General features: G+C 43.6%; 16 protein-coding genes. 7 read left to right on the top strand and 9 right to left on the bottom strand.

Annotated features, from left to right (window positions below; all coding sequences use genetic code 11):
- Positions 1-109: 109 nt before the first annotated feature.
- The 3 genes from AC0L6N_RS04760 to AC0L6N_RS04750 form a co-directional block, all read right to left on the bottom strand.
- Entirely contained in the window at positions 110-766 is a 657-nt protein-coding gene (locus AC0L6N_RS04760) for a transglycosylase SLT domain-containing protein (RefSeq protein WP_011574212.1), read from the bottom strand.
- A gap of 2,753 nt (positions 767-3,519) precedes the next feature.
- Positions 3,520-5,109, bottom strand: a complete 1,590-nt coding sequence (gshA, locus tag AC0L6N_RS04755) for a glutamate--cysteine ligase (RefSeq protein WP_473479356.1) — start codon at positions 5,107-5,109, stop codon at positions 3,520-3,522.
- Positions 5,110-5,212: 103 nt separating this feature from the next.
- The gene (locus tag AC0L6N_RS04750) at positions 5,213-8,089 is read right to left on the bottom strand and encodes a M16 family metallopeptidase (RefSeq protein ID WP_473479354.1); all 2,877 of its coding nucleotides are present in this window, start codon (positions 8,087-8,089) and stop codon (positions 5,213-5,215) included.
- Between the two features lie 105 nt (positions 8,090-8,194).
- Here AC0L6N_RS04750 and AC0L6N_RS04745 point away from each other — a divergent pair, with 105 nt between their 5' ends.
- From AC0L6N_RS04745 to AC0L6N_RS04735, 3 genes are read left to right on the top strand one after another with little or no spacing between them, the layout of a single operon-like run.
- On the top strand, positions 8,195-8,758 hold the full coding sequence (locus tag AC0L6N_RS04745) for an Hpt domain-containing protein (RefSeq protein ID WP_473479351.1): 564 nt from the start codon (positions 8,195-8,197) through the stop codon (positions 8,756-8,758).
- Entirely contained in the window at positions 8,751-9,467 is a 717-nt protein-coding gene (locus AC0L6N_RS04740) for a TIGR01621 family pseudouridine synthase (protein WP_473479349.1), read from the top strand. Before AC0L6N_RS04745 ends, AC0L6N_RS04740 begins: the two co-directional genes overlap by 8 nt.
- Before the next feature lie 17 nt (positions 9,468-9,484).
- Positions 9,485-10,369 carry a ketopantoate reductase family protein gene (locus AC0L6N_RS04735; RefSeq protein ID WP_473479346.1) on the top strand — a complete coding sequence of 295 codons (885 nt, stop codon included), beginning with the start codon at positions 9,485-9,487 and terminating at the stop codon, positions 10,367-10,369.
- 155 nt (positions 10,370-10,524) lie between these two features.
- Here the strand turns inward: AC0L6N_RS04735 and lysS are convergent, their stop codons facing one another.
- From lysS to AC0L6N_RS04710, 5 genes are all read right to left on the bottom strand, one after another.
- The gene (gene lysS, locus AC0L6N_RS04730) at positions 10,525-12,078 is read right to left on the bottom strand and encodes a lysine--tRNA ligase (protein WP_473479343.1); all 1,554 of its coding nucleotides are present in this window, start codon (positions 12,076-12,078) and stop codon (positions 10,525-10,527) included.
- 43 nt (positions 12,079-12,121) lie between these two features.
- Positions 12,122-13,220 (bottom strand): peptide chain release factor 2 gene (gene prfB, locus AC0L6N_RS04725; RefSeq protein ID WP_473479340.1). Its coding sequence is split into 2 segments (ribosomal slippage): positions 12,122-13,144 and positions 13,146-13,220, totalling 1,098 coding nucleotides; the frame shifts between segments, so codons are not numbered across the junction.
- 187 nt (positions 13,221-13,407) lie between these two features.
- Complete coding sequence (gene argS, locus AC0L6N_RS04720; protein ID WP_473479337.1) at positions 13,408-15,144, bottom strand: arginine--tRNA ligase; 1,737 nt, start codon at positions 15,142-15,144, stop codon at positions 13,408-13,410.
- Positions 15,145-15,219: 75 nt separating this feature from the next.
- Positions 15,220-16,806: a peptide chain release factor 3 gene (prfC, locus tag AC0L6N_RS04715; RefSeq protein WP_011574203.1), complete on the bottom strand. Its 1,587-nt coding sequence runs from the start codon at positions 16,804-16,806 to the stop codon at positions 15,220-15,222.
- A 352-nt stretch (positions 16,807-17,158) separates the two neighbouring features.
- Positions 17,159-18,148, bottom strand: a complete 990-nt coding sequence (locus AC0L6N_RS04710) for a zinc-dependent alcohol dehydrogenase family protein (protein WP_473479333.1) — start codon at positions 18,146-18,148, stop codon at positions 17,159-17,161.
- A gap of 106 nt (positions 18,149-18,254) precedes the next feature.
- Here AC0L6N_RS04710 and AC0L6N_RS04705 point away from each other — a divergent pair, with 106 nt between their 5' ends.
- Both AC0L6N_RS04705 and AC0L6N_RS04700 read left to right on the top strand, forming a co-directional pair.
- On the top strand, positions 18,255-19,160 hold the full coding sequence (locus AC0L6N_RS04705; RefSeq protein WP_473479329.1) for a LysR family transcriptional regulator: 906 nt from the start codon (positions 18,255-18,257) through the stop codon (positions 19,158-19,160).
- 210 nt (positions 19,161-19,370) lie between these two features.
- Complete coding sequence (locus AC0L6N_RS04700) at positions 19,371-19,616, top strand: HP1242/YdcH family protein (protein WP_011574200.1); 246 nt, start codon at positions 19,371-19,373, stop codon at positions 19,614-19,616.
- Positions 19,617-20,009: 393 nt separating this feature from the next.
- Here AC0L6N_RS04700 and AC0L6N_RS04695 read toward each other — a convergent pair whose 3' ends face one another.
- Entirely contained in the window at positions 20,010-20,822 is an 813-nt protein-coding gene (locus AC0L6N_RS04695) for an SDR family NAD(P)-dependent oxidoreductase (RefSeq protein WP_473479326.1), read from the bottom strand.
- Positions 20,823-21,416: 594 nt separating this feature from the next.
- On the opposite strand from AC0L6N_RS04695, the gene AC0L6N_RS04690 reads away from it, so the two are divergent.
- Positions 21,417-21,683, top strand: coding sequence for a helix-turn-helix transcriptional regulator (locus AC0L6N_RS04690; RefSeq protein WP_006992269.1), 267 nt, complete (start codon positions 21,417-21,419; stop codon positions 21,681-21,683).
- Between the two features lie 963 nt (positions 21,684-22,646).
- Complete coding sequence (locus tag AC0L6N_RS04685; protein ID WP_473479324.1) at positions 22,647-23,102, top strand: hypothetical protein; 456 nt, start codon at positions 22,647-22,649, stop codon at positions 23,100-23,102.
- Positions 23,103-23,154 lie beyond the last annotated feature (52 nt).

The raw sequence follows: 23,154 nt of genomic DNA, 5'->3' as shown, positions 1-23,154 counted from the left end.
GCTTTTATCAGCCGCTCGCGCTTGTCTACTTGGTATTAAAAATATATTCCTTTTCCGGCGCATTGCCGTTAATGACAAATTCACCAAGTGATGTGGATAATGTTTATTGTTAGGTAAACAAACGCATAAACCAGCCTTTCTCTAACTCTTTACGGCAGCCCTTAAGTTGAGTTGCGTAACGCAACGAGCGCGCCTTGACGGTTTTGGCGACCTTTTGTAACCAGCGTTTTTTACGATAGCTTTTACGCTTATAACCGCCCCATCCTTCATGGTAATTCAGATATTGCAGCTCAGCGTCCCATTTTGAAACGCGGTTAATTTTGTTGGTTTTACTGATAAACCACCCCATGAAATCCATGGCGTCGTCAAAATCTTCTCGGCTCGCCCAGCCATTTCCTGTCTCGCGCGTGTAATCAGCCCACGTTGGAGTTTTAGCTTGGGAGTAACCATAAGCGCTGCTCACCCGCCCCCAAGGGATTAAACCGAAAAACACATAGTCTTTTGGCGGCAAAGCATCTGCCCGGAACGAACTTTCCTGATACATCATTGCCATAGGCACATGCATAGGCACGCCCCACTTTTCCGTCATGTCGTCAGCGGCATCAAACCAATCGCGTTTTTCGAAAAATATTTCACAAATATTACTGATGTTCTTCGGTGGCGTTGTGGTGCAACTTGACAGACAAAAGATGGAAGCAGCCAGCAGTAAAATTTGACCGAGCTTAATTTGACCGGACTTTGGATGAAGGTACACATTACGAGACATACGTCACTCTCGTCAAAAGTTACAGGAGAAGCACAAGTGTTAATTCATTCGTACCCAATGAATGCCTATACTAACCCGATCGACATGACGATGGTAAGTATGAGCAGTAAATCTGGCTAGATTATAAACAGATAACAAAAATTAAACTCACAATTGAACTATTCATGCGTGGCCGACTCTTACCTGTGTGTGTTTTAGTTTATGTGTGTTTCCAAAAATTTTTAGCCCGACATTTTGTTGGGCTTTTTTTTGCCCTTTTTTCGTCTTTCTTTTTGTACTTACACGCACAAAACCTTGGTCAGATACCATTTGAGTACACATGCTTACTTCGCAAGCCCTGCTTTGAATGGGACCAACTGTCGCTAAACGAACGGTTAGTAAAGAGCACGAGTGGTAAGTGGTAAACGGCACCAGAAGCCAACACGTTATAATGTTGAATGGACGAAGCTTAACTTTTGCTCAAACCAAAATGTTTAATTGAAAACACGCCTTGAGACGCGCTGTACGCCTTGCCGACTACCTTTTATGATTTTTTGTATATTTGTTTGAACTAACTGGCAGCACCTAGGGTCATAATTAGCGTGTGTTTTAGTTTATGTGTGTTTCCAAAAATTTTTAGCCCAACGTCTAGTTGGGCTTTTTTTTGCCTACCTTTTAGCATAATAACTAGATTCAATTGTTGTTTATGGCCAAATACAAGTTAAGTTGGTTCTTGGTTCTTGCGAAGCAAGTATTCTAAATCTGTCTCTCACAAAGTGCATTCAGCAGAGCACTCACTAAAGACACAGGGCTTTCTAGTGTTTCTTGTGTTCAGTAGCCCGTCGTTCAAAATCAAGGTAACCCAACTCATCCGGCTACATTAGGACTCCAGCCCAAGTATTTCAGTTTTTTAGTATATTTGTTTGAACTAACTGGCAGTACCTAGGGTCATAATTAGCGTGTGTTTTAGTTTATGTGTGTTTCCAAAAATTTTTAGCCCAACGTCTAGTTGGGCTTTTTTTTGCCTGTGATTTATATTTTACGTTGGTTCTCGCGCAAACTCTTTTTCGTTTCCTACCCTTTGTCACTGCTTTTTGACCTAACCTAATACGCCTGCTGGATTCTTACGCGATCAAAAACCACTGTCATTAAAGTACCTCTGAGTAACCAAGGTGAGCAAAGACAAGCAGCTGCAGTATTCAGCGTTAGCTGAACTCATTGCGTATTACGTATTACGTATTACGTCACGATATCGGTTTATTAACGAGCTCAAGTAAACCTACCTATGATGATAAAAACAGCCCGTAGGCCGCTAAATTAGTACTATCGACCAAAAAATTTAATTTTTGTTATTTTGTTGGGAACTATTTTTCGATATTTACGGTCATATTTAGCGTGTGTTTTAGTTTATGTGTGTTTTCCGAGTAAACTATTTGGCCCGACTTTTAGTCGGGCTTTTTTTTGACCTAAATAAAATTAGAAAAATGCCCATCACACTGAAAAATTTACCGCTAGCATCTACCCTCAACAGTGTCTCCGATGGGCTTATTTCGCATTAAATTTGCGCCAATTTCATACCAATCGATAAATAATTATTTTTTAACTCTTTTTAATGAACTAAATAAAGGATAGGTTGGTCATACTCGGTGTGTGTTTTAGTTTATGTGTGTTTCCTGAATAAACTATTTAGCCCAGCTCTTTAGCTGGGCTTTTTTTTAACCATAATGAAATCACCTAGCGAACCAAATTGTTGCTCATCTAAACCCTGTCTAAACTGATTGCGCTATTCGTTTAATGCTTTCAGCATAATAGATGGATTTTTACTGCCTGAACTCTCTAATCAATTTTTTTCATCTTTTTGTGAACTAAAGACGGAACACGCTAGTCATATGTAGCGTGTGTTTTAGTTTATGTGTGTTCCCGATTAAACTATTTTAGCCCAGCTCTTTAGCTGGGCTTTTTTTTGACCTAAGATCACGTCACTTTTCCAGACATCAAACGAACCAAGCGCTAACCGCTAGTCCTCCTATCTTGGGATAACCATCAGAAGGGATTGATTTAGTACCGATAGTTACGGAATTTATCTTTTTATATTTTTGTTGAACTAAATAGTGATGTGCCAATCATATCCAGTGTGTGTTTTAGTTTATGTGTGTTCCCGATTAAACTATTTTAGCCCGGCTCTTTAGTCGGGCTTTTTTTTGACCGATGAAAAGTCCCTAAGGCAAGGAAAAGTCACGTAAATTAGATAGGAAAGAACAGACAATATCGACGCCTCCCTAGTGGGTAAACTTACTCGCCTCACTACCAATTTAGTACCGATAGTAAACTAATTTATTTTTTGCATTTTTGTTTGAACTAAATTGAGAGTATATGGGTCATATTTAGTGTGTGTTTTAGTTTATGTGTGTTCCCTTATTAAACTATTTAGCCCAGCTTCTAGCTGGGCTTTTTTTTACCCTTAAAAGGTCAAATAAGAACACGTTTTGCAGCCCCCATGGTTATCCGTTTTGTGATTTTTCCTCGATTATTCTCAAAGTGCGTTCTACACCACCAAAATGACACCTATCAAAGAAAAATTTTATTTTCGTGAACTAACACCATTTGCTTCGGTCATAAGTTATGTGTGTTTTAGTTTATGTGTGTTCCTAAAATTTTTAAGCTCAGCTTTTTAGCTGGGCTTTTTTTTTGCACTGACCAACAGTTTAGCAAGTAGCAACAGGCATAAAAAAACCCGGCGTAGGCCGGGCTTATCTAATAGAATCGCTACCAAGCTAATTAAACTGATAGGTAAAATAGTCACTTAAGAATTGATCAAAGCTCACCGTGTCAGACTTCTCGATATGATGCTGAGCATCTAACGAGCTCACAGCATGCTGACTAAGCTTTTCTGCGTCGAAGAACTTATATTCAGCTTCATTTAGGCTCTGCTTGTACGCTGAGGCCAATTCTACCCCTAGCGTGCCATTATCTTTGTTTTCACCTAGTAATATTGCTAATACCTTGGCAGAAGGTGTTAACGCTGGATCAACAATTTTTTGCCACTCTTGTTCTACCGCTTGACTGTATTCTGCCACGGCATGGTTACTGTCCAGTACTTTGGCCACTTCTCTCATGCCTGCAAACAATTCAGCGGCCCATTGGGTCATTGGTACAGATTTACCCTCTTTCGAGAGCATCAGTTCAGGGTCGCGACCATGATCAACCACGGCACGTAAGTTAGTTTCTGTTTCACGGTACGAGTCTGGCGTCATATCCGGGCTCGGCATCACCACACAATACACAAGAAAAACATCTAAGAAGAAAAACTGATTACGCTCGATGCCAATATCACTAAACGGATCCACATCCAATGCGCGTACTTCTATGTACTCAACCCCTCGGGCTTGCAAAGCGTCTGTGGGCTTCTCTAACGGTTTTGTGGGTTGTTTCGGACGGATGGGTGAATACAGCTCATTTTCTATCTGTAACATGTTGCTGTTAAGTTGCTGGTATTGTCCGTCTTTCTTGCCCGCGTATTTCTCGAATATTTCTGAGGGCGTACTAATGGCTTTGCGTAACGAGGCTATATAACTGTCGACTTGGTTGTAACATGTCATCAACCCCGACTGAGCACTGTTAGTGTAGCCAAGATCACTCATACGTAATGACGTTGCATAAGGTAGATAGAGCGACCCTTTACCGATGGTTTTAAAAGGTAAAGTGGTGTTTTTACCTTTGATAAATGAACTGCATAATGCAGGTGACGCGCCATATAAATAGGGAATTAACCAGCAGAAACGCCGATAGTTTCTGATTAACGCGAAATAAGCTGCTGACTTCGTTTCTTTATTATTTTCGCTACTTTCGACTTTATCTAGCCAAAGATCCCAAAAACTGTCTGGCAATGAAAAATTAAAATGCACTCCCGCAATCGCTTGCATCATACTGCCATATCGATTCTTTAGGCCTTCCCGATAAAGGCTTTTCATTTTACCTACATTAGATTTGCCGAACTGCGCAATGGGGATCTCATTTTGATCATCTATGTAGCAAGGCATACTCATAGGCCACAAACATTCATCACCAATATTGGCGAGTGCAAATTTATGCACGTCACGAAGCTGGCCCAATGTTTTATCAACATTTTGCTCAGGTGGCGTAATAAACTCCAAAAGGGACTCAGAGAAATCAGTCGTAATGTAATCGTGGGTTAAAGCGGCCCCCAATTTTTCATTGTGGGGCGTTTGCGCTAACTTACCATTAGGTTGAATGCGCAGCGCTTCACGCTCTATTCCATGGCTTATGCCCGCTAATGTAGAAGCAAGGTCTTCTTTCGCTAGGATGGCTAAACGCTCGCTAAAATCTTTATCTAATGTTTGCAAAGTAAATTCCAATAGTGTCAGCAACCCACAGTAAATGGGGAGCGTAAAAGTTATTTCAAGGAATATAGACCCTCGCTAAGCAATTATTCGCTCAGCTCAGGCATTAATATTCAACGGTCAGGTCAACCACTTCCCTTCCAAGCGTTGCCAACTGAGCGCGGATGACACTTGCATCTCCAACGACTACAACTTGCATTGAGTTGGGATCAAGCACCTTTGCAGCAAGTGCATTCAGTTCATCTTTACCAATATTATGAATAATCTTGTTTTGCGTCCCGCGGTACGATTTGTCCAAGCCGTAGGTCAGCAGGTGACGCAGGAATCCCGCTTTGCTGGACGGTGTCTCATATTCTAATGCATCTCCTTGCGTAAAGGCATTGCGCATCAGCTCTAACTCAGTTTGCGTCATCCCTTTCTCATGATACTCAGTTATTTCACTGAGCATTTCACGAATACCATCAGCGGTGTTGCCTTGCTTGAGGTCAGCGCTAGCGTTAAACCAACCTAGCGTTTTGCCACCAATAAAATTGGTTGAAGCGCCATAGGTATAGCCTTTATCTTCGCGCAAATTCAGGTTGATACGACTACTGAATACGCCACCAAGAGCGAAATTCATCAGCTTACTTCTAAATTGCTCGCCTGTGGCATCGTATGGCAAGTAAGGTTTAAAGATAGATACAACCGATTGCTTTGCCCCTGGTTTATCCACCAGATAAATAACCGGCTTACCCATCTTAGGAAATTCAGCATAATCTTTAATCTGATAAGGCTTGGCTGGCCAATTTGTTAAAAAGTCTAAAGATGTCTGCAAAGATTGCGTGTCTACGTCTCCCACTACGACTACATTTGCTTTCGAAGGTGAATAATATTGCTGATAGTAAGCTTTCACATCATCTAGCGAAATATTTTGAATCGTGTTCAGGGTGCCAGAATCTGGCAGGCTGACACGGTTATCCTTGCCAAACAGTAACTCGCTGACCGCTCGACTTGCCAAAACAGACGGGTTTTTAACTTGCTGTTGAAGTGACTGAGCAGAACGTTGTTTTAATCGCTGGAAATCACTTTGTAAAAACGCGGGGCTGAACATCTTCTTTTTAAATAACGCCAAGGTTGCATCTAAGTTACGTGACAAACTATTAATACGCACCGTGGTAAAGCGGCCATTTGCATCGAAACGAATGCTGCTACCTAATAACGCTAATTGATTGGCCATTTCTTCATTGGTGAAGCCCTTAGTCGTTTCATTCATCATTTGCGCAGTAAAAGACGCTAAACCAGCCTTGTCGATAGGGTCGAGTAAAGGCCCGCCTTCCATGTTGAAGCTAATCGACACCGTGGGCGTTTCATCCGTTGCTAAGCTGACAAGGGTTAACCCGTTCTCAAAACGCTGCTCGTCAAAATCAGGCACACTGACCACAGGTGAAGGCCCCGCAGGGGGCTGAACACTGCGATCGAAGGTATCGACAATCGTGGCTTGTTCGATATGCGCTTGCACTGTTTTGATATTATCTAGTTGACGCTTAGGGACCGTGAAATTAGCCGGCTTGGCAGCTAAATCCACTTGGCCATTAGGCACGATACTTAACACCACACTCGGTTTATCTTTTATGTAACGCTGGTAAACACGCATCACGTCTTGTGCTGTGACAGCATTGTAGCGGTCCAAATCGTACTGCACCATGTCAGGCTCACCGTCAAAGGTTTGATTTGATGCTAGCGTTGATACCTTACCGGACACACTTTGCAAACCGAAGATCGTTGAAGATTCAATACCCACTTTAGTGCGGTTTAAGTCGTCTTCGCTCACACCGCGCTCTTCAAACTCAGCCAACGTTTGCTCGAAACGTGCATAAAGCTCAGACAAGTTGGTGCTATTTTGCGGGTTAGCAAGTGCTATCAATTGAAATTCACAGGCCAGCTCTCGGCAGGGGTGAGAAACCATTGCTTGGACTGCGTAGCCATCTTTGACCAGATTCTTATAAAACAATGACGTTTTACCCGCCCCTAGAATATTGGATAATACATCAAGCGGCGCCTCGTCTTCATGGCGCACATAAACAGTAGGAAACGTGACCTGCAATAAGGGCAAATGTATTTCATCTTCTAAAGTAACAAAGCGCGCTTCATCTAGGGTGACAAGTTCTTTCTCAGCGTTTTTCACACTTGGGCCAGCAGGAATAGAACCGAAGTATTTGTTTGCCCATGCAAGTACTTGCTCTGGCTCGATGTCACCGCCAATAGTCAACACTGCATTATTAGGGCCATACCAGCGTTTGAAGAACGCTTTTAGGTCATCTACGTTAACGCGATTCAAATCCTCAATATATCCAATGGTTGACCACGAATAAGGGTGCCCTGCCGGATACAAGGCTTCAGAGTTACGCTCACTACGCAGGCCATAAGGCTGATTGTCGTAACTCTGACCACGCTCGTTTTTGACCGTTTCGCGCTGTATCTCAAACTTTTCTTGAGTCACTGAGCCGAGCAAGAAACCCATGCGATCGGCTTCAAGCCACATCATTTTTTCAAGTTGATTAGCCGGAACCGTTTCATAATAGTTAGTGCGGTCAGAATTGGTGGTGCCATTCATATTACCACCAGCCTCAGTCACTACTTTTATATGTTCGTCATCTGCAACGTTTTTCGAGCCTTGGAACATCATGTGTTCAAAAAAATGAGCAAAGCCTGACTTGCCCACTTCTTCTCGAGCTGAGCCCACGTGGTAGGTCACATCAACATGTACAAGGGGATCGGAATGGTCTTCGTGTAAGACTAGGGTTAATCCATTGGCAAGACGATACTTTTTATAAGGGATCCTGACTTGGTCGTCACTTGCACCCTGCTCAGCGACTAAGGTTACCCCAGTGGGTAAATTTGTAGTCGTTGGTTGTGTCACAGTGTTGGTAGGTTGACATGCGGATAAAATGCCAGCAAATGTCGATAATATAACGATTTTTTTTACCACGAGAAACTTGCCCATTGATTTACACTAGTTGAATAGTCTACCCTTTCATTCATAATAAAGTCACCCAGCTTATCTGGTTGGCAACGCGCGATGTTACCGCCCGCTCAAAGGATCCTGTACATGAATCAAGAACCCGTAATTTTCGACGTAGACTTTGCACTGCGCCAGTTTAGCGGCAATCAGAGCCTATTGGTTAAAATGCTTGGTAAATTTAACGAGCAATATTCTGATGCTGAAAACACGCTTGTCAGTGATATTCGCTTACAAAATTTAGACTCGGTTCGACAGCTGGTTCACACTATAAAGGGCGTTAGTGGTAATTTGGGCATGTCGGCGCTGCATCAGGCCAGCCGTGATTTTGAAGCTCAAATCAAGAATGAGGAAGATCGAGCCTTAGATTGCACCACATACAATACAGTGCTTCGTGAAACATTAACGTGTATCAATGAATACGTAGCCGCATCGCAGGACGCAGCGGGCACTGCATCAGTAGAAACCTCAGGTGTGGTCAATGCCCAAGGTAAGCAAGACTTATTAACAGCGCTCAATAGAAACGAATTTATTACCCCCAGCAAACTCGATCAATATATTCGCGATTGCGCTTTAGATGCCGCAGGTCAGGTTGCACTGCGAGATGCCATTGATGATCTTGATTACCCCGCGGCGATTGCCTTACTTGAATAGCTCCCCGGCCACGTCTATTCGTGTTGTTTTAGATCACCCTGATTTTTTTGTTATCGACAAGCCCCATGGAATAAGCGTTCAAAATGAATTGGACGCCCAAGGTATCCTGCCTGTGGTTTGCGCTCAGCAAGCAGTCGACAAACTCTGGCTGGTACACCGCTTAGACAAAGTGACGTCAGGTTTACTGATTTTGGCCAAGCATGCTCAAGCAGCAAGCACACTGGGCAAACTGTTCGAAACACGTGCAATTGAAAAGTATTACCTCGCCTTAGGTGGCTCAAAACCCAAAAAAAAGCAAGGCACTGTCAGCGGTGCTATGAAGAAAATTCGCGATGGGAAGTGGGCGTTTAGTCAAGACGGTACTGGGATAGCGACCACACAGTTTTTCAGTAAAAGCGCTTCAGCGGGTATTCGTCTCTTCTTGCTAAAACCGTTAACGGGCAAAACCCACCAGTTGCGTGTCATGCTAAAAAGCTTAGGCTGCCCCATTTTAGGTGATGCTTTATATAAGGGCACTGAGCAAGATAGGACCTACCTACATGCTTATTGCTTGCGCTTCGAATACCAAGGGCAACTGATACAGCTTACGTGCCTCCCCTCCAGCGGGGAGCTTTTTACCAACGAAGACTGCCAAGTGGCTATGCAAGAGTATATTGAGCCATGGTTACTATCTTGGCCGAAAATAAAACCAACTGCCGCCAGTAAATGAAATAGAGGAACCTATCAATGAAAGTGGCGATTTTGGGTAATGGCGCTATCGGTAATTTACTGATGCTTAAATGTTATCAAATACAGCAAGATGTTGGTGTCTTCATGCGCTCCCAGCAGCACTTTACACTTACCGCAACCGACATTGAGCATCGGGTCCATCAAATTAACATCGACTCATTTGCACGCGCTAGCCTGAGCGAATTTAATGTGCTGATTATTCCGGTAAAGGCCTATCAGGTAGAGGATGCGCTCAAGCAGTTGCAAGCAGATTTAACACCTGTGCAAACGATTGTGTTGCTGCACAATGGTATGGGGGTGATTGAGAGTGCAAAAGCACTGCTGCCTGATAATCCAATTATCGCAGCAACCACTAGTCACGCTGCCTATAAGCCAGATGCGCAGAGCGTGACTGAAACGGGGTTGGGAGTTTGTCATTTAGGCTATCTACAACATTCAGAGGCGACTGACTCTGAAAAAATCCACAACATATTAAACCGTCTTTTAGGCCCATGTACCTGGCACCAAAACATCGAACAAGCCCTGTGGGACAAGCTTGCGATTAATGCAGCAATCAACCCATTGACTGCCATTCACGGGGTCAAAAATGGTCAGTTAACCGAGTTGAAATACCGCGCTGATATTGGAAGAATTTGTGCTGAAACAGTAAGCGTGATGACAGCAAGTGGATTTCATGCAGATGAAAGTGAACTGGTTGAAAAGGTGCTTGATGTGGCTAACGCCACCGCTGAAAACTACTCATCTATGTATCAAGATATTGCTCATCATCGTCTAAGCGAAATTGCTTTTATCAACGGGTACATATGCCAGGAAGCCCAAAAACAGGGATTAGACGCGCCATTTAATACTGAGTTGGTTAACAAAATAAACGCCTTAGCATAGAGCCTTTGCGCTCAAACGGTAAGATTAAGTATTAGCTATAAAGGGGCCCATTGTTTTAAAAGAGCGAGAGCTACTTTAGCGCAGCATTTCTTCAGTCCCCAAATACAAAAAGAGCGCTTAAAAGCGCTCTTTTTCATTCTGAACTTATTGGCTGATTATTCAGCCTTGTCGCCACTGACTTCTGGTTTCATGTGCGGGAACAAGATCACATCTTTAATCGTTGGGCTGTTAGTGAATAACATCACCAACCGGTCGATACCGATACCCTCGCCCGCTGTTGGCGGTAAACCATATTCAAGAGCACGAATATAGTCGTCATCGAAGTGCATGGCTTCATCATCGCCTGCATCTTTCTCTGCCACTTGTTTACGAAAACGTGCTTCTTGATCTTCAGAGTCATTCAACTCAGAGAAACCATTGGCTAATTCACGGCCGCCTACGAAGAACTCAAAACGGTCAGTTACAAAATGATTATCATCGTTACGACGCGCTAAAGGCGACACTTCCCAAGGATAAGCAGTAATGAATGTAGGCTGATCAAGTTGCTCTTCTGCTGTTGCTTCAAAAATTTCACATAGGTACTTACCAGCACCCCAAATGCCATCCACTTCAGGCTCTTTAATGTGCAGCTGTTTCGCCATGGCTTTTAGCTCATCGAGATGCGCTTCAGGATCGTTGATCGCCGCTACATTTGCTTCAGGCCAGTATTTAATGACCGCTTCACTCATGGTTAAACGTTGGAAAGGCTGGCCAAAGTCATAAGTTTTCTCTTCGACTACGTTACCTTCAGTATCTTTGATGGTGTTCTTAACGATGGCGGTACCTAATACATCTTGTGCAACGGTACGCAGCATTTCTTCTGTCAGGTTCATCAAGTCTTGATAGTCAGCATAAGCTTGGTAGAACTCAAGCATAGTGAACTCAGGGTTATGACGTGTTGATAAGCCTTCGTTACGGAAGTTACGGTTTATTTCAAACACACGCTCAAACCCACCTACCACTAAGCGCTTTAAGTAAAGCTCAGGGGCGATACGCAAGTACATGTCAATGTCTAAAGCGTTGTGATGCGTGTTGAACGGTTTTGCCGTGGCGCCACCTGGGATCACTTGTAGCATAGGCGTTTCGACTTCCATGAACTTACGCTCACTTAGGAAATTGCGAATACCGGTGACAATTTTGCTACGGATCATAAAGGTCTCGCGGGTTTGTTGATTAGTGATCAAATCAACATAACGCTGGCGATACTTTGTCTCTTGGTCAGCAAGGCCATGGAACTTTTCAGGCAACGGTCGCAGTGACTTCGTCAACAATTGATATTCGTTCATGTTAACGTACAAGTCGCCTTTACCCGACTTGTGTAGCTCACCTTTAACACCAATGATGTCACCAATATCTAAACTGGTGTAACGTGCTTTAATGTCTTTTTGCGTGTCTTTTGAGGCGTACGCTTGAATACGACCCGTCATGTCTTGCAACAACAGAAATGGACCACGTTTAGCAAGAATACGCCCAGCAATGCTGACCACTTTACCGAGTTCTTCTAGGGCTGCCTTCTCGTGCTCACCAAATTCAGCTTGAAGATCTTCGCTGTAAAATTCACGGCGGAAGGTATTAGGGAAGCCGTTCGATTTACAATTTTCACGGATCTGTGAAAGTTTAGCCCGGCGCTCAGCTATGAGCTTGTTTTCATCTTGTTGCTGTTCAGTCATCGACTTTCCTGATTTCTAGTAGCTGTATATTAATGTGGGTTACTTACAGACCAGACTTTAAGCTGGCTTGTATAAATTTGTCTAAATCGCCGTCTAATACGGCTTGAGTATTGCGTGTTTCAACACCGGTACGTAAGTCTTTAATCCGTGAATCGTCCAGCACGTAGGAACGAATTTGGCTACCCCAACCGATATCAGACTTACTGTCTTCCATGGTTTGCTTCTCTTCGTTCTGCTTTTGCATCTCGAATTCATACAGCTTGGCTTTTAGCTGTTTCATGGCTTGGGCTTTGTTTTTATGTTGTGAACGGTCATTTTGACACTGCACCACAATATTCGTCGGTTCGTGGGTAATACGTACCGCAGAATCGGTTCTGTTTACGTGCTGACCACCTGCACCAGAGGCGCGATACGTATCAATACGCAAATCAGACGGGTCGATGTCTATCTCAATATCATCATCAATTTCTGGGTAAGCAAACACAGAAGCAAACGAGGTATGGCGACGACTACCCGAATCAAAAGGGGACTTTCGTACCAAACGATGTACACCCGTTTCGGTGCGCAGCCAACCGAAAGCATATTCACCTTCAAAGCGAATGGTTGCACTTTTAATACCGGCAACATCCCCATCAGAAACTTCAATCAACTCAGTCTTAAAGCCATGCGCTTCACCCCAGCGAAGATACATGCGCAGCAACATACTGGCCCAATCTTGCGCTTCTGTGCCGCCCGAGCCTGACTGGATGTCAATATAGCCATCATTAGCATCATTCGGGCCGCTAAACATACGACGAAACTCTAAGGTTTCAAGTCTAGATACCAACTCGGCTAAGTCTTTTTCAGCTTCGTCCAGGGTTTCTTGATCGCTTTCCTCTACCGCCAGTTCAAGTAGCTCTTCAACCTCAACACAACCCTGCTCAAGAAAAACAATGGTTTCTACCACTTGCTCTAAGGCAACTTTTTCCTTACCAAGGGCCTGAGCACGTTCCGGCTCATTCCATACATCAGGGCTTTCTAATTCGCGGTTAACTTCTTCAAGGCGTTCACTCTTTTGGTCATAGTCAAAGGTACCCCCGAAGCGATGCACTGCGCTGCTTTACGTCACTGATAGTATTTAATATTGGATTGATTTCGAACATAAACCTTAACATTATCATAGCGATTGAATGGCGGCGGATTTTACCGGATTTTCTGTATTAATGACAGACGTCAAGGGCGATGAACTAAAAATCAATGTCCGCCAGCCATGACTACCGCCATCACCACAAACAAAAACACCCGCTAAAAAGCGGGTGTTTGCATTTTAATGTCGTTAAAGCGACTGTGTTACATGCGCTCCATCGTATCGATACCCAACAAACTTAACCCCGATTGCAAGGTTTTAGCCGTTAAGGCCGCAAGTGTCATTCGACTATCGCGCACGTCTTGTTCAATGCCGTCTTTTAACATCGGGCAGGCTTCGTAAAAGCTCATAAACAAGCTAGCAAGCTCGTACAGGTACGTACACAAGACATGAGGGGTGCCCTCTGCAATGACCTGATTGATGGCCTCAACATATTGTAATTGCTTTACTGCAAGGATTTTTTCTTGAGGGGCATCGAGTGAAATCGGTGCATTTAAGGTTTGGTGATCAACTCCTGCCTTACGGAAAATACTCATCACGCGAGTATACGCGTACTGCAAATATGGCGCTGTATTGCCTTCAAAACTAAGCATGCTGTCCCAGCTAAACATGTAATCAGTAGTGCGGTTTTTACTTAAATCAGCATACTTCACCGCACCAATACCAATCTTATTGGCCAGTACTTTTAGCTCATCACTGGATAAATCAGTCTCACGTTTACTCAATAACGTTTCAGCACGCTCAACCGCTTCATCTAGCAGTTCAACCAGTTTCACCGTACCGCCTGTACGGGTTTTAAACGGACGACCGTCATTGCCTAGCATCATCCCAAATGGGCAGTGCTCATAGGTTTGCTCTGGCTCAATAAAGCCTGCTTTACGGGCAACCAATTCAGTTTGTTTGAAGTGCAATGCTTGGCGCGCGTCGGTTAAGATCAGCGTGCGATCTGCGTGTAACTGCTTGTTACGGTGGCGGATAGCGGCCAAATCTGTAGTGGCGTACAAGTATCCGCCACCAGATTTTTGCACGATATAGGCAGCAGGGTTGCCTTCCTTATCGGCTAATTCAGGTAAAAACACCACTTGTGCGCCTTGGCTTTCAACCGCTAAGCCTTTGGCTTGCAGTTCGCTTACTACGTTGGCCAAGTCGTGGTTGTAGGCACTTTCACCCATAATGTCGTCACGGGTTAAGCTCACATTGAGCTTGTGGTAAACCTCTTCACTGTGGGTAATCGACACATCAATAAAGTTTTGCCAAAGTGCTAGGCAATGACTGTCGCCGCCTTGAAGTTTAACCACGTACTCGCGGGCGCGATCAGCAAATCCCTCTTCTTCATCAAAACGTACTTTTGCTTCACGATAGAAGTCTTCTAAATCTGAAAGTGCTGTTTCAGCGACCTGATTCGATTCAAGCTTATCGTTTAGATGCGCCAGCAACATACCAAATTGCGTCCCCCAATCCCCCATGTGATTTTGGCGAATAACCTTGTGGCCCATAAATTCGAGCGCTTTGACGACGGCATCACCAATGATGGTGGTACGTAAGTGACCTACGTGCATCTCTTTTGCTAAATTAGGCGAAGAGTAATCCACGACCACCGTTTTAGTCGGTTGGGTTTCAATGTTTAAGCGCGGGTCTGCCGCGGCGTGTGACAGCTGCGCGGCGAGCCATTCTTTGCTCAAGTAAATGTTGATAAAACCTGGGCCAGCAACTTCTAGTTTTTCTGCAATGCCATCAAGCTCAACGGCTTCTACTATTTTTTCCGCAATATCCCGAGGCTTTTGCTTAAGTACTTTGGCTAACGCCATAGCGCCGTTAAATTGATAATCGCCGAAGCCGACTTTGGTCGCACGGCTAAGAGGTGCAGGTGAGTTTTCAGGCGCACCGATAGCAACTAACGCTGCGCGAAATTTATTTAATAAAAGTGTGTGTAAATTCATAATGTAAAGCCAGTAATCGTATTTGTTAAACACATAGAAGATGTGCAGATTGGCGGGGCGAATTGCCCCGAACCATTAATGCTCGCGAGTTTGATGGAACTCAATCTCTGGGTAGCGCTCTTGGGCTAACGACAAGTTGACCATAGTCGGTGCGATGTAGGTTAGGTTGTCACCACCATCGAGGGCTAAATTAGCTTCAGCTTTGCGCCTAAATTCATCCACTTTGCGCTCATCTTTGCCATAAATCCAGCGAGCTGTCGCCACATTAATATGCTCATACATAGCATCAACATTGTATTCGCCTTTAAGTCGTGCAACCACCACATCGAACTGCAACACACCTACGGCGCCCACAATCAAATCGTTGTTTTGCAATGGTCTAAATACTTGCACCGCACCTTCTTCAGATAACTGGATCAAGCCCTTAAGTAATTGCTTTTGCTTAAGCGGATCGCGCAGACGAATACGCTTGAATAACTCTGGAGCAAAATTAGGGATACCGGCAAAACGGAACTTGTCACCTGAAGTAAAGGTATCGCCAATTTGAATAGAGCCATGATTATGTAAACCAATGATATCGCCCGCGTAGGCTTCTTCAAGAAGCTCTCGGTCGCCCGCTAAAAACGTTAAGGCATCAGAAATACGCACATCTTTACCGATACGGCTTTGATGCATTTTCATGCCCTTTTGATATTTACCTGACACGATCCGGCAAAACGCAATACGATCTCGATGCTTGGGATCCATATTGGCCTGTATTTTAAACACGAAACCACTGAATTTTTCGTCTTTTGCTTCCACTTTACCTTGGTCAGTTTCACGTCCTTGCGGAGAAGGAGCCCAATCAACCAGACCATCTAGCATGTGATCCACACCAAAATTACCCATCGCTGTACCAAAGAATACAGGAGTTAATTCACCGGCAATAAATTCTTCATGATTGAACTCGTGAGATGCACCTTTAACCAAATCCAGCATGTCACGTAGTTCTTCAGCATAATCGCCTATGGCAGTATCAAGTTCTGGGTTATCTAACCCTTTGATAACGCGTTTTTCCTGGATGGTATGGCCTTGCCCCGTACTGTACAGAATGGTTTCATCACGCAACAAATGGTACACACCTTTAAATTCTTTACCCATTCCAATAGGCCAAGTGATGGGTGCGCATTTGATATTCAGTACGCTTTCCACTTCGTCCAATAAGTCGATGGGGTCACGCGTATCGCGGTCGAGCTTGTTCATAAAGGTGATGATCGGCGTATCGCGCAAGCGAGTGACTTCCATCAACTTAATCGTACGTGCCTCTACCCCTTTAGCAGCATCAATTACCATCAAGCAGGAATCAACGGCGGTTAGTGTACGGTAGGTATCTTCTGAGAAATCTTCGTGACCTGGGGTGTCAAGCAAATTCACCAAGCAATCAGAATAAGGAAATTGCATCACGGACGTAGTGACAGAGATGCCCCTTTCTTTTTCCATCTCCATCCAGTCAGACTTAGCATGCTGTCCAGACTTCTTACCTTTAACGGTACCGGCACGTTGTAAGGCATTTCCGAACAATAATACTTTTTCTGTAATGGTGGTTTTACCCGCATCCGGGTGAGAAATAATAGCAAAAGTACGTCTGCGTGAGACTTCTTGCGGGACTAAAGCGTTCGACATCTAATAAAATCTTCTCGTGTTTTCACGGTTTTGCATGCACAGGTAGAAGCCATCGATAGCGCTTCAATCGTCAAATCCGTCTTGTTAATCGTCATTGCGCGCTATTTTCGCTGATATTAGGCACATAAACAATCAATGCTTGTGGATCAGCTTGGATTTATACTTTTAAAACGACTAATAGTGTTTTCTCAGCAGTTCTGCTGAATGTGAATGACACATCGTAAGATTGGGTAAGGCATCATTTGAAAGGCTAAAAGTGAAAACTAAGTAACAGAAAAAAGAGAAATAAAAAAGGGGCCGAATTGGCCCCAAAACTAGCGCATCGCGCTAGTAACGCAGTATGTACTCAACTTTATTCAATATCGATAACGACTTTACCTAGCCCTTGACCACTGGCTAAACGATCGTGCGCTTTGCTCACGTCTTCGAGGCTGAATGTCAGATCATCTAGTATCGGCCGTAAATGACCTGCTTCAATGATATCTGCTAATTCTGTTAAAATTTGTCCGTGCACTTCACGTTTGTGGTCGTGCAGCATCGGAATAAGCATAAACACCACGTGTAATGATAATCCCTTGAAATGCGCGCCTGATAGGTCAAGTTCAAGCAACGATACTGTTGTGGCAATTTGTCCATTTAACGCAGCCGCTTCAAAAGAGTTCAGTAGGTTTTCGCCACCGACTGAATCAAATATGACGTCAAAACCAGTACCTTGGGTGTGCTTTTGTACATAATCAGCAACCGTTTCTGTTTTGTAATTAATGCTCGTCGCGCCCAATTCTTCAATCAGTGCAGTTTGCGCATCGCCGCCACCCGTTGAAAAAACATTAGCTCCGAAGTAACGGGCCAGTTGCAATGCGATGTGACCCACACCGCCAGAACCACCATGTACCAAGACGTTTTGACCTTCTTTAACCTGTGCGCGTTTTAGGCCTTCGTAGGCAGTGATAGCAACCAAAGGCAATGCAGCGGCTTCACGCATCGATAAATTTTTAGGCTTAGTCGCGATTAGTTTTGCGTCAGCAAGCATGTATTCGGCGAGAGTACCCTGTAAATCGGCTAGCCCACCAGCGCAGCCGTAGACTTCATCACCCACGGTGAAGTCCGTGACTCCTTCGCCTACTGCTTCGATGGTACCCGCGAAATCCATGCCTAATATGGCTGGTGCAGGTGGCGACAATGGCAAGTCTGGGCCCATTTGCCTAATCATCATGTCAACTGTATTAACGCTACTGGCGGCAACACGCACTAGCACGTGGCCAGGCTTAATTTCAGGCTTGGCTATCTCGGTTGGCGTAAAAACACTGGAATCACCAAATTCATTTACAATCATCGCTTTCATCACAAGGGCCTCTTTATTGATTAAGAATGTGCATTGTAACCACTTCACTTTGTAGTGATAATCGGGCAATGGATACAATCAGTTTTTAGATTTAGTTGATAATAGAATGAATATTGAACACCTCAAGCTTTTCGTGCGTATCGCCAGAACCTGCAACATTAGTGCAGCGGGCCAAGAACAGGACTTATCACCTGCCGTAGCAAGCGCTTATATAAGCAAACTTGAAGATAACTTAGGTGTTCGCCTTGTACATCGAACCACCCGTAAGGTGTCATTAACTGAAGAAGGTGAAGCGTTTTTACCTCATGCAGAAGAAATACTCACGAATATCGAAACCGCACGGGCTTCCGTGGGAGATGGAGAACACAACCCAAAAGGTGTGTTGAGAGTCACGGCTCCAGCCTCTTTCGGGCGGATGCATATTGTTCCCGCATTGGATGAATTTTTAGCGCGCTATCCAGATTTATCAGTGGATTTTCGCTTTAACGACTCGATAGTCGATTTAGTTGAAGGTGGCTTTGATATTGCTATACGCGATGCTGCTTTAAAAGACTCCAATTTATTTGCACGCAAACTCGCGCCAGATCGCCGCATTGTTTGCGCTTCGCCAAAGTACATAAAAAGCCATGGCGCCCCTAAAATCCCTCAAGATATAGACGCACATCAGTGCGTTAATCTAATGGGGTTAGACACTTGGGATTTTGAAACAGATAAAGGCCCGGTGAGTATTAAAGCAACGGGTAGAATCCGTATTGATAATGGTGAGGCAGTACGAGACGCTGCCATTGAAGGCTCAGGCCTTGTTATGTCATCTATCTGGTGTGCCTATCAGGCTTTGCAATCTGGGCAATTAGTTCAAGTGTTAGAAGATTACCCCATGGTGTCCAAAACGGCGATTTGGGCAGTTTACCCGAGTAATCGCCAGTTAGCGCCAAAGGTGCGCGCTTTCATTGATTTCTTCTTGGCGTATTATGGGCAAACCCCTTATTGGGAGCGAGCGTTGCAAAATTAGTAACTCACAATGTTCACAGCGATAGCGTTTGCAGTGCGCGATAGTTATTTCCTGTACCAATGATTGACAAACGGCCCTATCGTCCCTATGTCTTTTGGTGGTGGCGTTAACAGTTTGATTGAACACGCTTCGCGTTGAAATATTACCAGCGTCGATTGAAATTCAATGCTGATTGTATATGTCAGTTTATTCATAAAATAAGGAGTCAATATGTTAGGCGAAAATCACTCACTTAATAGCGATTTCCCTGAGTACAGAGAAGTCATCTCAGCACTCAATAAGAATGATGCCAAATTTGCTGAGAAGGCAAAGCAGTACGACGAATTAGATAAAGAAATACGCGTGTTAGAACTTAAAGACGCCCCTATCGATGACGAGGCAATGCATCAGATGAAACACGATCGCGCAATGTTGAAAGACCTACTCTATCAGCGGATACTCGAAGAAAGTAAATAAGAAGTGTCTGGAACTCGCTAGTTGGGAAGTACCTGTTTCAGGTACTTCCTGCATCTCCCTGTGTAATTCCGTTTGACTAAACACATATCACTAAACGTTTTTAATTGCTAAGCGCTTACCTGAGAAACCATCTATCTGAAACCAGATCAGTATAACAATCTGTTACGCTTAAAGGACTAGCCCGCCTGAGAGGTTCATGAATACTGTGGCTGGCCCTGCAAATGCACTTTTTTAACGGTGCACACATGTTACTGAAAACTGTCACACGGATAATATCCACTGCAGCCGTACACAATGGACAATCTGAACACGGGCAATTTGATCACGGCCAATTTGATAATAGACAGCATGGTTAAATCGCTGCCACATAGAGTTAATTCGATGAAGACTCCTTTACTTAGAGGTAATACGCTGAATAATATCATCCATGGCGGCCACTATTTTTGGCGTTTTTTGCTCATCTAGGGCATCACGATGTGGTTGAGCGAATTGCTCAATATCATTGTCGTAGTATTGACCAGAGGCCTGTGAAAACTCTTCAGATAACGCACCGCGACATAAAATATCTGCACCTACACGCAAATCACTGCCCGCCATGCCATAGGCATCTTTTACCATCTTGCTGCCGAGCAGGGATTTGGGATTTACCGCAACAATCACTGGTCCTTCCTGCGCGAACGATAACCCTAACTGACGCGACCACATGGTTAGCGCAAGTTTACTTTGGGCGTAGGCTTGCGAGTCGCTTATCGATTGATTGCCCGCTAATGCCGCCAGACTCACAGGCGCTTGAGCTGCCGAAGACACATTCACCACACGAGCGTTTTTAGCGAGAATAGGAAGCAATGCCTTCGTTAGTACATAAGGGGCTACCGTATTAACCACAAACCGCACGTCGAGTTCATCAGCCGTTATGACAGATGGTACTTTAAAAACACCTGCATTATTAATTAGCGCATCAAGCGCCTTGTGCTTTTCTTTAATTGCATCGGCCAATTGGATAACTTGGCTAACGTCGGACAAATCGGCCAAATAACATTCTGTTTTATCACTGCCTGTTGCAGAGGTTAATGCGGCCTGTGCATCTTGCAACTTACGATCATTGCGACCGTGTAATAGCACTGTATGACCAGCAGACAACAACATTTTTGCCGTTTCAAAGCCAATTCCATCTGTTGCGCCTGTTACTAAAACTGTTTTACTCATGCTCGTCTCTCCAAGTGATAAAATAAAGTAATCTAACGTTAGCTAAACGTTGTCAACGCGCGGTAACAGCATTTTCTAGCGTGGCATCATTCAGCCAAAATAAATGCCAGCACTTATTGCCTTATGGGAAGCATCAACGCTTCAATGTATAAACGTTTCGATTTCAAACACCATTAGATTAGCACTCAAGCATTTACCTGATAATGACTAGGAAAACGGAATCAGTTTATAGAATCGATTGATAATGGTGATAACCGACTGCATTAAGTTGCGCCAATTTGGGAGCAATTTCCTGTTTTAGTACTGTGTTTCACCTCTGAAAACCCGCATATTGCTTAAACGACTCGCCACAGTGCGGGCACCTTCGATTAACGCTTGCAATATACACTGTGTTTATGACCTCCAGCCCCTAGAATTCGCCTAAGTTTAAGAATCTTATACAAAATTTAATTATCGATTGATTAAAAATGTTTGTTAAAAGTCATTTACAAGTTACTAGCATTGCCTTATATTCGAACAATCAAGGGTAACTTTTTAGCCCGAAAACCACTAAATGTACGATTAAATCATGTTTAGGAAGGAAGCCAGCTTACTATGTCACGTAGAAAGAAGTTCAGCGGTGTACAACTCAAATCACTTCGCAAAGAAGCTGGATACACGCAAGGCGAACTCGCGTTACGAGTCGGTATAAGTCGGGAAACTGTGTCGGCCATCGAAAACGAAAAGCCTGAAACCATGAATAGCATAGGTGTTGAGGTAATTAGTAAGTGGTGGGCAGTGTGCAGGCAAAAAGCATCAGAGCAAACCCGTGAATCTTTCTTTTCTACTGTTATGGATTATTTCGGTTTCAATCATACCTAATGCTATTGCGCGCGTACTTACCTAAACTAATTACGGCCCTCTTTGGAGGGCTTTTTATCGCCGCAGGTATTTTAACGTTTAATGACGCAGTTTTATTTGATCTTCTATTTATAGGAGTTTTGGTATTCACTGCGTTAATTTGTCGCAAAGATATAAATGTGCTCGGTGTGATCACGATTATGTTTTTATTAAGGGCCGTAGAAGAAATCTCGTGGTTATATCTAGGGGATTCGGATTTGACTAAGTTTTTTATATATCTGTCATGCCTCTCCATTTCCCTCTATTTGAGGTATGACTGGGGTGCTAAAGTGCTTTTTAGCATAAGCGTTTTAGTCTCGCTTACAGAGCTCTACTGGTATTATCAAAATTACAACGCTCCACAAATATATTGGAATATGGTTTTAGTCGCTATTACACTAATTTCTCGAAATCTAATATTCTCTCGCGTAAGCATTACAGAGCACTATTTATCTAATCGTTTTCAGTTAAAGGTTAAATCAATAAATTTAGATTGGATTATTTATAGGCTGTATGGTTTATCGCTAGTAATTCAAATAATTGTTATTTTGGAATATATTGTGAGGCACCTTATTGATGCACCATCTTTAGTATTATTCTATTACACAAGCGCTTATGCTATTCGAGCTATAAGTACCCTAGCTATTTGGGCAACCTTTAACGAAAGCTATAAACAAATAGCTCCGAAGTTTCTAAAGGCATAAGACTCTACTTTCATTAACAAAACATCCATAATCAGTTTTGCGAATAATCGCATAAACTAATTTACGTGGAGTTTTTTGAATGAATGTATTAAATACAGCGTTAGGTATATTATTAGTATCAACTAGTATTAACGTTTTCTGCAACATCCAATTCCCAGATAATATAATCCTTGATTCGCGCGATCTAATAAAAAGTAGTGAAGAGAGTAAATTCCCTGTTGTCACGATGTCCAGCAGCAAAATGAAACCATCTGTCGTCGCCATGACCAGCAGCAAAATGAAACCGCCTGTTATCGCCATGACCAGCAGCAAAATGAAACCACCTGTTATCGCCATGACCAGCAGCAAAATGAAACCACCTGTTATCGCCATGACCAGCAGTAAAATGAAACCGCCTGTCGTCGCCATGACCAGCAGCAAAATGAAACCACCTGTTATCGCCATGACCAGCAGTAAAATGAAACCGCCTGTTATCGCCATGACCAGCAGTAAAATGAAACCGCCTGTTATCGCCATGACCAGCAGCAAAATGAAACCACCTGTCGTCGCCATGACAAGCAGTAAAATGAAACCGCCTGTTATCGCCATGACCAGCAGTAAAATGAAGCCGCCTGTTATTGCTATGAATACAGGTAAAAGTAAGCCACCAGTTCTTGCTATGAACACGGGTAAAAGCAAACCACCAGTTCTTGCCTAACACTTAGCCGAATAAAACAAAGATATAAGCTAAGCAAACTAACGACATATCA

The organism is Paraglaciecola sp. G1-13 (assembly GCF_055809255.1).
This window is presented reverse-complemented; position numbering and strand designations above follow the sequence as displayed.